Genomic DNA, 12,420 nt, shown 5'->3' on the forward strand with positions numbered 1-12,420 from the left:
CGGTCGCTGCTCTCCCGTCAGCTCTGCAGGGCCAGGACGACGACCACCAGGGCGACCAGGCCCAGGAGCATCGTCGAGGCGTAGGAGCGGACGTAGCCGGTCTGTGGACGGCGGGCGAGGTCGCCGGTGGCGACCGTCCCCTTGGCGAGGCCGGACACGGCGCCGTCCACCAGGGCCCGGTCCCCGTACACGAGGGACCGGGTGAGCACCTGGCCGGGGACCACCAGCACGCCGTCGTTGACGACGTCCTGGTAGAGGTCCTTGCGGGCGGCCCGCGTGAGGGTGGTGCCGAGCGGCGGCGTGGTGGGCACCGCGGCGACGGCGTACCGGCGCCAGGCGATGACGACGCCGACCACGACGACCAGCAGGCTCAGCGCGACCAGCACCGGCGCGGGGATCACCGGCTCGGCGTGGTCGGTCGCGCCGACCGCCGGCTCCAGCCAGTGCGTGAACCGGGACCCGGTGGCGAGGATGCCACCGAGCGCCACCGAGCCGACGGCCAGGATGATCATCGGCACGGTCATCAGGGCCGGGGCCTCGTGCGGGTGCTGGTGCGACCCGTCGGCCTTGTCGGTCCACCGCTTGGTGCCCTCGAAGGTCATGAAGAACAGCCGGGCGATGTAGAACGCCGTGATCGCGGCGCCGAGCAACGCCACCGTGCCGAACAGCCAGGCGCGCCACGGCTGGCCGTCCGTCGGCACGAACGCCGCCTCGATGATCGGGTCCTTGGAGAAGAACCCGGAGAACGGGAACATCCCGACGATCGCCAGGGCACCGGCCATGAACGTCAGCCAGGTGATCTTCATCGAGCGCGCGAGGCCACCGAAGAACCGCATGTCCGTCTGGTCGTCCATCGCGTGCATCACGGAACCGGCACCGAGGAACATGCCCGCCTTGAAGAAGCCGTGCGTCACCAGGTGCAGGATCGCGAACGCGTACCCGACCGGGCCGAGGCCGGCGGCCAGGATCATGTAGCCGATCTGGGACATCGTCGAGGCGGCCAGCGCCTTCTTGATGTCGTCCTTCGCGCAGCCGACGATCGCACCGAACAGCAGGCTGATCGCGCCGACGATCGTCACGACGAGCCGGGCCGTGGGCGCCGCGTCGAAGATCGCGTTGGACCGCACCACCAGGTAGACCCCGGCCGTGACCATGGTCGCCGCGTGGATCAGCGCGGACACCGGCGTCGGGCCGGCCATGGCGTCACCCAGCCAGGACTGCAGCGGGAACTGCGCCGACTTGCCGCACGCGGCGAGCAGCAGCATCAGCCCGACGCCGGTCCAGAAGGCGGTGTCCTTCGACCCGGACGCCGCCGCGGCGTGCACCGTGGTGAAGTCCAGCGCACCGACCTTGGCGAAGATCATGCCCATGCCGATGATCAGGCCCAGGTCGCCGATGCGGTTGGCGACGAACGCCTTCTTGCCGGCTACCGCGTAGTCGAGGCGGTAGTTCCAGAAGCTGATCAGCAGGTAGGACGCCAGGCCGACGCCCTCCCAGCCGACGAACAGCAGCAGGTACGAGTCCGCCAGCACCAGCAGGAGCATCGCCGCGACGAAGAGGTTGAGGTAGGCGAAGAAGCGCCGGCGGTCGACGTCGTGCTCCATGTAGGCCACGGAGTAGACGTGGATCAGGGTGCCGACGAAGGTCACCAGCAGCACGAACGTCAGCGACAGCGGGTCGACGCGCAGGCCGGCGTTCAGGTGGAACGAGCCGGCGTCGATCCAGGTGCCGAGCTTGACGTCGAGCACCCGCTGGTCGGCGCGGCGGCCGAGCACCGTGACGAACGCGACGAGGCCGAGCACGAAGGCGGCGCCGGAGGCGAGCACGCCCACCCAGTGGCCCCAGCGGTCGGCACGCCGGCCGAGCAGGAGCAGCACGGCGGCGGACGCCAGCGGCAGGCCCACCAGCAGCGAGGCGTAGGAGACGGAGCCGCCGTCCACCGGGGAGGCGGAGGCGACCAGTTCGGTCAACAGATGCACGTGCCGGCCCTCAGCTCTTCAGCAGGTTGACGTCGTCGACCGACGCGGAGCGCCGGGTGCGGAAGATCGCGACGATGATGGCGAGCCCGACGACCACCTCGGCGGCGGCGACCACCATGACGAAGAAGGCCAGCACCTGGCCCGTCAGGTTGCCGTGCAGCCGGGCGAACGTCACCAGCGCGAGGTTGCTCGCGTTGAGCATCAGCTCGACGCCCATGAACACGATGATCGAGTTGCGTCGCAGCAGCACCGTCAGGGCGCCGATGGAGAACAGGATCGCCGCGAGGACGAGGTAGTGGGTCAGGCTCACGGCTTGGGCTCCGTCCGCTGGTCCTGCACGGTGGCGTCGCCGGCGTCCTGCGGCCCGCTCGGGGCGTGCACCCCGGGTACCGGAGCACCGACGACGGCCGCCTCGTGGTCCGCCGCCTCGGGCGGCGTGGTGCCGCCCGTCGGGCCGATCTGGGAGGCCGAGGTGAACGCACCGCCACCGGAGGCCCAGCCGCCCGCGAGCACCCGGTCGATGCGCGCGGCGTACTCGGCGGCGTCCGCCTCCTGGCCACGCACGCGCAGCACCCGCGGCACCGAGACGTCGAGCGGCTGACCGTCCGGTCCGAGCGCCGGCACGTCCATCGCGTTGTGCCGGGCGTACACACCGGGGGCGGGCAGCGGCGTCAGCGTGCGGCCGTCGCGCACCCGGGCGTCGGCCCGCTCCTTCTGCGTCACGCGGGTCGTCAGGCGGCGGCGGTGGGTCAGCACCAGCGCGCCCAGCGCCGCCGTGACCAGCAGCGCGCCGACCACCTCGAACGCGAAGACGTACTGGCCGAAGACGATCCGGGCGAGCTCGACGGGGTTGGAGTCGGCGTTGGCCTGGGTCAGGCCCTTCGCCGGACCGTACGTCGCACGTCCGACCACACCCGCCAGGACCACCACCAGGCCCAGGCCGCCGAGCAGCGCGGCGACCCGCTGCCCGCGCAGCGTCTCCACCAGCGAGTCCGAGGTGTCGACGCCGACCAGCATCAGCACGAAGAGGAACAGCATCATCACGGCGCCGGTGTAGACGACCACCTGGACGACCCCGAGGAACACCGCGTCCTGCGCGACGTAGAGGAACGCCAGGCTGATCATCACCACGACGACGGACAGCGCCGCGTGCACCGCCTTGCGGGCGAACAGCAGCCCGAGGGCGGCGATCACCATGATCGGGCCGAGGGTCCAGAACAGGATCGCCTCGCCCGTCGTCGTGACCCCTGCGCCCGTCAGGGAGGCCGGGACCAGGGCTGCCAGCGCGCTCATCGGGTGCCCTGCCGGGTAGCCGCGGCGGTGAGGTCGGCCTGCGCCTGCGCCGTCTCGCCACGGGGTGCCGGCGGCACGCCCTTGGCGACGTTGGCCGGCAGCGACGGGTCGTCGGGCCGGTTCTCCGTCACCCACGCCTCCTGCTGCTCGGTGGGGCCGGTGACGGCGCCGTTGTAGTAGTCGGTGTCCGTGGTGCCCTCCACCATCGGGTGCGGGGAGGAGAGCATCCCGTTGCGCAGCGGCGCGAGCAGGTCCTGCTTCTCCCAGATGAGCCCGGCACGGGTCGGTCCCGCCAGCTCGAAGTCGTTGGTCATGGTCAGCGCCCGCGTCGGGCAGGCCTCGATGCACAGCCCGCAGAGGATGCAGCGCAGGTAGTTGATCTGGTAGACGCGGCCGTACCGCTCCCCCGGCGAGTACTGCTCGTCGGGGGTGTTGTCCGCGGCCTCGACGTAGATCGCGTCCGCCGGGCACGCCCACGCGCAGAGCTCGCAGCCGATGCACTTCTCCAGGCCGTCCGCGTAGCGGTTGAGCTGGTGACGGCCGTGGAACCGGGGCTTCGGCGGGATCTTCTCCGACGGGTACTGCTCGGTCACCGTGGGCCGGAACAGGTTGGCCAGCGTGACGCCGAACCCGGCGACCGGCGCCAGCACGGCCTGGAGGCCCGTCGACTCCGGCATCCGGGACGTGTAGCCCTGGGCCGGGGCGCCGACCTCGCGGCCCGCGGCGGGCTTGGTCGAGGGCGTGCCGGCGGGTCGACGGACCGGCGTCGCCGTCGGGCGGGCGGCCGGGGTCTTGCTCGTCGCGCCCTGCTTCTTCGGCGTCGGCTTCTTGGGCGTCGGCCTGGTGGGCTCAGCCACGGGGCACCTCCTGCGTGACCTGGGGGGCGGTCGCGTCGGTCGCCGTCTGCACGGCCATCCGGCGCTGGGCGCGCGGCGAGGGCGGCAGCACCTGACCGGGCAGCGGTGGGACGGGGTAGCCGTCGGCGTACGGGTCGAACGCCTTGACCGGTGCGGCGCGCTGCTCGGGCTTCTTCTCCGGGATGAGGAACGACACGATCAGCCCGACGACGACCAGCCCGGCCAGCACGTAGAGCAGGGTGCTCAGCTGCAGGTGGGTGAACTGGCGCACGCCCTGGACGACGGCCACGCAGACCACCCACACCAGGGCGGACGGGATCAGCACCTTCCAGCCGAGCTTCATGAACTGGTCGTACCGGAACCGCAGCAGCGTGCCGCGCACCCAGACGAAGAAGAACATCAGCAGCCAGACCTTGGCGAGGAACCACAGCAGCGGCCACCAGCCGGTGTTCAGCACGCCGTGGTCGATCGCGGTCAAGGGCCACGGTGCACGCCAGCCGCCGAGGAACAGCGTGGTGGCGACGGCCGAGACGTTGAGCATGTTGATGTACTCGGCGAGGAAGAACCAGGCGAACTTCATCGAGGAGTACTCAGTGGTGTAGCCGCCGACCAGCTCGCCCTCGGCCTCCGGGAGGTCGAAGGGCAGGCGGTTGGTCTCACCGACCATCGAGATCACGTAGATGACGAAGGCGGGCAGCAGCGGCAGGAACCACCAGACCCGGATCTGGGAGTCCACGATCTGCGACGTCGACATCGAGCCGGCGAGCACGAAGACGCTGACCAGGGACAGGCCCATCGCCAGCTCGTAGCTGATCACCTGGGCGGTGGAGCGGACCGAGCCGAGCAGCGGGTACGTCGAGTTGGACGACCAGCCGCCGAGCACGATGCCGTACACGCCGACGGAGGCGCACGCGAGGATGTACAGCACCGCCACCGGGAAGTCGGTCAGCTGCAGCGGCGTGCTGTGGCCGAACATGCTCACCTGCGGACCCATCGGGATCACCGCGTAGGTGAGCAGCGAGCAGAACACCGCGATCATCGGGGCGACCAGGTAGACGATCTTGTCGGCCGCCGAGACGTCGATGTCCTCCTTGACCAGGAGCTTCATCGCGTCCGCGAGCGACTGCAGCAGACCGAACGGGCCGTGCACGTTGGGGCCGGGGCGCACCTGCATGCGGCCGACCACGCGGCGCTCGAACCAGATGGCGAACAGCACCGACAGCAGCATGAACACGAGGATCGCGACGGCCTTGATCGCCCAGATCCACCACGTGTCGTGACTGAAGTCGGCACCGGTCGGCGCACCGCCGACGGCCGCCGCCACGCTGAGCGCGTTCACGCCGTGACCCCTTCACCCGTCGCGTCGGCGGTGACCCCGTCGACGATGTCCAGCGCGGCCGCGCTCAGGCGCACCACCGCCCCGGCGTCCGCCCCCAGCGTGTCCCGCACCGCACTGCCCACCGAGTTGGTCGGCAGCCAGACCACCCGGTCCGGCATGTCGGTCACCAGGACCGGCAGCGTGATGCTCCCGGCGTCGGTGCCGACGGTCAACGACCCGCCGTCCGCCACGCCGGCCGCGGCAGCCGTGGCGGCGGACACGCGGGCGACCGGCCGCTTGGCGGTGCCGGCCAGGAACGGCTCACCCGTCTGCAGCCGGCCGGCGTCGACCAGCTGGTGCCAGGTGGCCAGCACGGCGGACCCGTCGGGCACGGCCGGCGGCTGCGCGGCGTCGACGGCGGGGGCCGCGACCCGCGCGCCGTCCCAGCCGCCGAGCTGGTCGAGCTCGGCGTGCACGGCGGCGACGGTCTGCAGCCCGAGCGGCTCGCCGAGGGCGTCGGCCAGCAGGTCGAGCACGCGGTGGTCGGCCATCTGGTGGCTGGCCAGCGCCTGCGGGAACGGCCGCGGACGGCCCTCCCACGTGACGAAGGTGCCGGCCTTCTCCACGGGCGGGGCGACCGGCAGGACCACGTCCGCCAGCGCCGTCACCTCGGAGGCGCGCACCTCGAGCGACACGACGAACGGGACCGCCTCCAGCGCCCGGCGCGCCTGCGCCGGGTCGGGCAGGTCGGCGAGCTCGAGACCGCCGACGACCAGACCGCCGAGCAGCCCGGCCTCCGCCGCAGCGAGGATCTCCGTCAGCGACCGGCCGCGCTCGGCCGGCAGGCCGTCGACGCCCCACACCGCGGCGAGGTCGACGCGTGCGGCGGAGTCGTCCACCGGACGGCCACCCGGCAGCAGGCCCGGCAGCGTGCCGGCCTCGACCGCACCGCGCTCACCGGCACGGCGCGGCACCCAGGCCAGCTTGGCGCCGGTCCGCTCGGCCAGGCGCAGCGCGGCGGACAGGGCACCGGGTGCTCCCGCGAGCCGCTCGCCGACGAGCACCACGGCTCCCGGGGCGGTCAGCGCGGCAGCCGCGTCGGACAGCAGCGAGTCGGACGAGCCGGCGACCAGGCCGTCCAGCACCTCGGCCTCGGTACCGGGGGCGGCCGGCAGGAGGGTGCCGGACAGCCGCTCGAGACCGCGGGTGGCGAAGGGCGCCACCGACAGCACGCGCTGCTTGCGGGCCCGGACCGCCTGGCGGAGGCGGACGAACAGGATGCCGCCCTCCTCCTCGGCCTCCAGGCCGGCCAGCAGCACCGCGGGGGCCGCCGCCAGGTCCGCGAACGTCACCTCGAGCGTGCGGCCGGCGACCGCGTGGGCGAGGAACTGCTCCTCCTCCGACGAGTGCGGGCGGGCACGGTGGTCCACGTCGTTGGTGCGCAGCACGGTGCGTGCGAACTTCGAGTAGGCGTACGCGTCCTCGAGCGTGACGCGGCCGCCGGGGAGCACGGCAACGCCGTGAGCGGTGCCGTCGGCACGCTGCGCCGCGGCCAGCCCGTCGGCGGCGACGTCCAGCGCCTCCTGCCAGCTGACCGGCTCCAGCTCACCGTCGCGGCGCACCAGCGGGGTGGTCAGCCGGTCGGCGGCCACCTGCCAGGTGAACGCGAAACGGTCCTTGTCGGTGATGAACTCCTGGTTCACCGCCGGGTCGTCCCCGGCTTGCCGGCGCAGCACCACACCGCGGCGGTGGTCGATGCGGATCGCGGAACCGTTGGAGTCGTGCTCGGCGATGCCCGGCGTCGACACCAGGTCGAACGGGCGGGAGCGGAAGCGGTACGCCGCCGAGGTGAGGGCGCCGACCGGGCAGATCTGCACCGTGTTGCCCGAGAAGTACGACGAGAACGGCTTGCCGCTGACGTCCAGGGTGGCCGGTCCGGCCGGCGCCTCGCCGGCGAAGTCGAGCACGTGCGTGTCGAACGTGCCGATCTGCTGCACCGCCCCGCGCATCTGCAGGTCGATGAAGGGGTCGCCCGCGACCTCCTCGGAGAACCGCGTGCAGCGCTGGCACAGGATGCAGCGCTCACGGTCCAGCAGGATCTGCGTCGAGACGTTGATCGGCTTGGGATACGTCCGCTTGACGTCGATGAACCGGCTGGTCGCGCGGCCGTTGCTCATCGCCTGGTTCTGCAGCGGGCACTCGCCGCCCTTGTCGCAGACCGGGCAGTCCAGCGGGTGGTTGATCAGCAGGAACTCCATCACGCCGTGCTGGGCCTTGTCGGCCTCGGCGGACGTGTGCTGCGTCTTGACCTGCATGCCCGGCGTCGCCTCGAGGGCGCACGACGGCTGCGGCTTCGGCATCTTGGACAGGTTGCCGTCCCGGCCGGGCGCCCAGACCTCGACCAGGCACTGCCGGCAGGCGCCGACGGGCGCGAGCAGCGGGTGGTCGCAGAACCGCGGGATCGCGATGCCCAGCTCCTCGGCGGCGCGGATCACCAGGGTGCCCTTGGGCACGGTGGTCTCGATGCCGTCGATGCTGAACGTCACCGTGGCCGCGGGGACCTCCGGAGCCGCCGGCGGCGCCGGCGGGACCAGCGGCGTCGCCGCGTCGGTACGGGATGAGGTGACGGTCATCAGTGCACTCCCGCCAGCTGCGCCTTGCGGGGACGCGGCGTGTACGCGAACAGGGAGCTGCGCTCCGGGGGGAACAGGACGTCGGCCGGGGTGTGCATACCGGCCTCGAACTCCTCGCGGAAGTACTTCACGGCGCTGGTGATGGGGCTGGTCGCACCGTCACCGAGCGCGCAGAAGGCGCGGCCGAGGATGTTGTCGCACTGGTCGAGCAGCAGCTCGATGTCGCCCTCGGCGCCCTGACCGGCCTCGAGGCGCTGGAGCACCTGGAGCAGCCAGTAGGTGCCCTCGCGGCACGGCGTGCACTTGCCGCAGGACTCGTGCTTGTAGAACGCGGTCCACCGCGTGACGGCGCGCACCACCGAGGTGGTCTCGTCGAAGATCTGCAGTGCGCGGGTGCCGAGCATCGAGCCCGCCTTGCCGACCGACTCGTAGTCCAGCGGGACGTCGAGGTGCTCGGCGGTGAAGATCGGCGTCGACGAGCCGCCCGGGGTCCAGAACTTCAGCTCATGGCCCTCGCGGACGCCGCCGGCCAGCTCGAGCAGCTCGCGCAGGGTGATACCGAGCGGCGCCTCGTACTGGCCGGGCCGCTGCACGTGCCCCGAGAGGCTGAACAGGCCGTGGCCGGTGGACCGCTCGGTGCCCATCGCGGTGAACCACGACGCACCGCCGCGCAGGATGCCCGGCACGGAGGCGATCGTCTCGACGTTGTTCACCACCGTCGGCCGCGCGTACAGGCCGGCGACCGCCGGGAACGGCGGCTTCAGGCGCGGCTGACCGCGCAGGCCCTCGAGCGAGTCGAGCAGGGCCGTCTCCTCGCCGCAGATGTAGGCGCCGGCACCGGAGTGGACCGTGACCTCGAGGTCGAAGCCGGACCCCAGGACGTTCTTGCCGAGGTAGCCCTTGGCGTAGGCCTCCGCGACCGCCTGGTGGAGCCGGCGCGCGACGTGCAGCACCTCGCCGCGCACGTAGACGAACGCGTGGTGGCAGCCGATGGCGTACGACGTGATCGCGATGCCCTCGATCAGCTCCTGCGGGCTGGCGAGCATCAGCGGGATGTCCTTGCAGGTGCCCGGCTCGGACTCGTCGGCGTTGACGACGAGGTAGCGGGGGCCGCCGTCCGGCGCGGGCAGGAAGCTCCACTTCATCCCGGTCGGGAAGCCGGCGCCGCCGCGGCCGCGCAGGCCCGAGTCCTTGACGGCGGCGATCACCGCGGACGGCTCCATCGCCAGCGCGGCGCGCAGGCCCTTGTAGCCACCGTTCTTCTCGTAGGTGGCCATCGTCCAGGACTTGTCCGCGTCCCAGTGGGCGCTCAGCACGGGGGTCAGGGTGGTCATCAGGACTCCTTCGCCTCGGACGGGCGACGTGCGCCCTTCTCGTCGCCGAACGGCGCCGCGGCCCAACCGTGCTCGTGGGCCACCTCGAGGCCGACGAGCGTCGCCGGTCCGGCGCCGACGCCCTCGTCCGCACGCCCGTCGGGGAAGCCGGCAAGCACGCGGCTCATCTCGCGGAACGGCACCACGGTGTCGGCGCCACGGGTGGGGTGCACCGGGCGGCCGGCCTGCAGGGTGTCCACCAGCTCGACGGCGGAGGCCGGCGTCTGGTTGTCGAAGAACTCCCAGTTGACCATCACCACGGGTGCGTAGTCGCAGGCCGCGTTGCACTCGATGCGCTCGAGCGTGATGGCGCCGTCGTCCGTCGTCTCGTCGTGGCCGACGCCGAGGTGCTCCTCGAGCTCCTCCCAGATCGCGTCGCCACCCATCACCGCGCACAGCGTGTTGGTGCAGACGCCGACGGTGTAGTCGCCGTTGGGGTGCCGCTTGTACTGCGTGTAGAAGGTCGCGACGGCCGACACCTCGGCGGTGCTGATCCCGAGCTGCTGCGCGCAGAACGCGATGCCGCGGGGGCTGACGTACCCGTCCTCGGCCTGCACCAGGTGCAGCATCGGCAGCAGCGCCGAGCGCTGCTGCGGGTACCGGGCCATGATCGCCGCGGAGTCGGCGGCGAGCCGGGCGCGTGTCTCCTCGTCGTACCCGGCGCGGTGCGCCTGGCCGTGGACGCGGCCGGTGACCTCGCCTGTGACCTTGCCCGGCACGGGTCCGGTCGTGTCTGCGGACATCAGCGGTCCACCCCTCCCAGCACGGGGTCGAGCGAGGCGACGGAGACGACGACGTCGGCCAGGTTGCCGCCCTCGCACATCACCGAGACCGCCTGCAGGTTGTTGAACGACGGGTCACGGAAGTGGGCCCGGTACGGCCGCGTGCCGCCGTCGGAGACGACGTGGCAGCCCAGCTCGCCGCGGGGGTGCTCCACCGAGACGAAGGCCTGCCCAGCGGGGACCCGGAAACCCTCGGTGACCAGCTTGAAGTGGTGGATCAGGGCCTCCATCGAGGTGCCCATGATCTCCTTGATGTGGTCCAGCGAGTTGCCCATGCCGTCGGTGCCGATGGCGAGCTGCGCCGGCCAGGCGATCTTCTTGTCCGCCACCATCACGGGAGCCTGGCCCAGCTTCTGCAGCCGCTCCAACGTCTGCTCGACGATGTGGATCGACTGCCAGCACTCCTCGAACCGGACGATCATCCGGTCCCAGGCGTCGGCGCCCGTGCCGGTCGGCACGTCGAAGTCGTACGTCTCGTACCCGCTGTACGGGGCCGCCTTGCGGACGTCGTACGGGAGTCCGGCGGACCGCAGCACGGGGCCGGTCAGCGCGAGCGCCGTGCAGCCGGCGAGGTTCAGGTAGCCGACGCCGACGAGCCGCGCCTTGAGGATCGGGTTGGCCAGCATCAGCTTCTGCAGCTGACCGAGGTAGTGCCGGACGCCCACCAGCGCCTCGCGGATGGTGTCGATCGACCCCGGCGGGATGTCCTGCACCACGCCGCCCGGACGGATGTACGCGTGGTTCATCCGCAGGCCGGTGATCAGCTCGAAGATCTGCAGGATCTCCTCGCGGGCCTGGAAGCCCAGCGTCATGATCGTGGTGGCGCCGAGCTCGTTGCCGCCGGTGCCGAGACAGACCAGGTGGGACGCGATCCGGTTCAGCTCCATCATCAGCACGCGGATGACGGAGGCCTTCTCCGGCACGTCGTCCGTGATGCCGAGCAGCTTCTCGGTCGCCAGGCAGAACGCCGCCTCCTGGAACAGGGGCGCGAGGTAGTCCATCCGGGTGCAGAAGGTCACGCCCTGGGTCCAGGTGCGGAACTCCATGTTCTTCTCGATGCCCGTGTGCAGGTAGCCGATACCTGCGCGGGCCTCGGTGACCGTCTCGCCCTCGATCTCGAGCATGAGCCGGAGCACACCGTGGGTCGACGGGTGCTGGGGGCCCATGTTGACGACGATGCGCTCCTCGCCGAGGCGAGCAGCCTCCTCCGCGATGTCCGACCAGTCGCCGCCGGACGCCTCGAAGGTGGGGATGCCGGCGGTCTGGTCGTCGACGATGTGCCCGGTGGCGTGCGGGACGCCCGGCCGGTGCGGTGCCTGCGTGCTCACGTGTACGACCTCCGCTGGTCCGGGGGCGGGGTTGTCGCGCCCTTGTACTCGACCGGGATGCCACCGAGCGGGTAGTCCTTGCGCTGCGGGTGGCCCGGCCAGTCGTCCGGCATCTCGATGCGCGCGAGCGCCGGGTGGCCGTCGAAGACGATGCCGAAGAAGTCGAACGTCTCGCGCTCGTGCCAGTCGTTGGCCGGGTACACGTCGACGGTCGACGGGATGTGCGGGTCGGCGTCCGGGGCGGCGACCTCGAAGCGGAGGCGCCGGCCGTGGGTCACCGACACCACGTGGTAGACGGCGTGCAGCTCGCGGTCGGTGTCGTGCGGGTAGTGCACGCCGCTGACCCCGAGGGAGACCTCGAACCGCAGGTCCGGGTCGTCACGCAGCGCCTGGGCCACCTCGTGCACGTGCTCGCGCCGCACGTTGAGGGTCAGCTCGCCGCGGTCGACGACGACGCTCTCGACGGCGTTGGCGAAGCCGGTGCCGGACTCGTCGAGCACCTCGGTCAGCACGTCGACCACCTCGTCGAACCAGCCGCCGTACGGCCGCTCGCTCGGGCCGGGGAGCGCCACCGTGGCGACCAGGCCGCCGTAGCCGGAGGTGTCACCCGAACCGTGCACGCCGAACATGCCGTGCCGGACGTCGACGACCTCGAGCGTCGGGGTGCCCGCCGGCACGGCGACCGTCGTCGCGGGGATGTTGGCGGCACCGGCCTCGGCCGTGGCGGCCGACGTGGCCTGCGCGGCGGCGGCGGCCGGGGTGGTGGCCTCGCCGGGCTTCGCGGCGTTCGCGGCGTCGGCCTTCTCCCCCGTCGGCGCGGGGGTCGCCGGCTCGTCGCGGGTCGCGTCCTTCGGGAC

General features: G+C 72.0%; 10 protein-coding genes. All 10 read right to left on the minus strand.

Annotation, left to right across the window (positions count from 1 at the left end; genetic code table 11):
• Nucleotides 1-17: 17 nt before the first annotated feature.
• The 10 genes from nuoL to N0B34_RS02990 all read right to left on the minus strand — a co-directional run bounded on the left by nuoL (nucleotide 18) and on the right by N0B34_RS02990 (nucleotide 12,261).
• Nucleotides 18-1,970: an NADH-quinone oxidoreductase subunit L gene (gene nuoL, locus N0B34_RS02945; RefSeq protein WP_412175687.1), complete on the minus strand. Its 1,953-nt coding sequence runs from the start codon at nucleotides 1,968-1,970 to the stop codon at nucleotides 18-20.
• Nucleotides 1,971-1,989: 19 nt separating this feature from the next.
• The gene (gene nuoK / locus N0B34_RS02950; RefSeq protein ID WP_263729737.1) at nucleotides 1,990-2,289 is read right to left on the minus strand and encodes an NADH-quinone oxidoreductase subunit NuoK; all 300 of its coding nucleotides are present in this window, start codon (nucleotides 2,287-2,289) and stop codon (nucleotides 1,990-1,992) included.
• Nucleotides 2,286-3,272, minus strand: coding sequence for an NADH-quinone oxidoreductase subunit J (locus N0B34_RS02955; RefSeq protein ID WP_263729738.1), 987 nt, complete (start codon nucleotides 3,270-3,272; stop codon nucleotides 2,286-2,288). Before N0B34_RS02955 ends, nuoK begins: the two co-directional genes overlap by 4 nt.
• Complete coding sequence (nuoI, locus tag N0B34_RS02960; RefSeq protein WP_263729893.1) at nucleotides 3,269-3,949, minus strand: NADH-quinone oxidoreductase subunit NuoI; 681 nt, start codon at nucleotides 3,947-3,949, stop codon at nucleotides 3,269-3,271. The genes N0B34_RS02955 and nuoI overlap by 4 nt, the downstream gene beginning before the upstream one ends.
• A gap of 172 nt (nucleotides 3,950-4,121) precedes the next feature.
• Nucleotides 4,122-5,468 carry an NADH-quinone oxidoreductase subunit NuoH gene (gene nuoH / locus N0B34_RS02965; RefSeq protein WP_263729739.1) on the minus strand — a complete coding sequence of 449 codons (1,347 nt, stop codon included), beginning with the start codon at nucleotides 5,466-5,468 and terminating at the stop codon, nucleotides 4,122-4,124.
• Complete coding sequence (locus tag N0B34_RS02970; RefSeq protein ID WP_263729740.1) at nucleotides 5,465-8,080, minus strand: NADH-quinone oxidoreductase subunit G; 2,616 nt, start codon at nucleotides 8,078-8,080, stop codon at nucleotides 5,465-5,467. The genes nuoH and N0B34_RS02970 overlap by 4 nt, the downstream gene beginning before the upstream one ends.
• Complete coding sequence (gene nuoF / locus N0B34_RS02975; RefSeq protein ID WP_263729894.1) at nucleotides 8,080-9,417, minus strand: NADH-quinone oxidoreductase subunit NuoF; 1,338 nt, start codon at nucleotides 9,415-9,417, stop codon at nucleotides 8,080-8,082. Before nuoF ends, N0B34_RS02970 begins: the two co-directional genes overlap by 1 nt.
• Nucleotides 9,414-10,196: an NADH-quinone oxidoreductase subunit NuoE gene (gene nuoE / locus N0B34_RS02980; protein WP_263729741.1), complete on the minus strand. Its 783-nt coding sequence runs from the start codon at nucleotides 10,194-10,196 to the stop codon at nucleotides 9,414-9,416. Before nuoE ends, nuoF begins: the two co-directional genes overlap by 4 nt.
• Nucleotides 10,196-11,563 carry an NADH-quinone oxidoreductase subunit D gene (locus tag N0B34_RS02985; RefSeq protein WP_412175688.1) on the minus strand — a complete coding sequence of 456 codons (1,368 nt, stop codon included), beginning with the start codon at nucleotides 11,561-11,563 and terminating at the stop codon, nucleotides 10,196-10,198. The genes nuoE and N0B34_RS02985 overlap by 1 nt, the downstream gene beginning before the upstream one ends.
• The gene (locus N0B34_RS02990) at nucleotides 11,560-12,261 is read right to left on the minus strand and encodes an NADH-quinone oxidoreductase subunit C (protein WP_412175692.1); all 702 of its coding nucleotides are present in this window, start codon (nucleotides 12,259-12,261) and stop codon (nucleotides 11,560-11,562) included. Before N0B34_RS02990 ends, N0B34_RS02985 begins: the two co-directional genes overlap by 4 nt.
• Nucleotides 12,262-12,420 lie beyond the last annotated feature (159 nt).

This window comes from Cellulomonas sp. SG140, assembly GCF_025770785.1.
Taxonomy (GTDB): Bacteria; Actinomycetota; Actinomycetes; order Actinomycetales; family Cellulomonadaceae; genus Cellulomonas.

Coding starts and splice junctions, on each gene's coding strand:
- N0B34_RS02970 (WP_263729740.1), bottom strand. CDS start 8,080: ATGACCGTCACCTCATCCCGTACCGACGCGGCGACGCCGCTGGTCCCG.
- N0B34_RS02955 (WP_263729738.1), bottom strand. CDS start 3,272: ATGAGCGCGCTGGCAGCCCTGGTCCCGGCCTCCCTGACGGGCGCAGGG.
- nuoE (WP_263729741.1), bottom strand. CDS start 10,196: ATGTCCGCAGACACGACCGGACCCGTGCCGGGCAAGGTCACAGGCGAG.
- nuoI (WP_263729893.1), bottom strand. CDS start 3,949: ATGCCGGAGTCGACGGGCCTCCAGGCCGTGCTGGCGCCGGTCGCCGGG.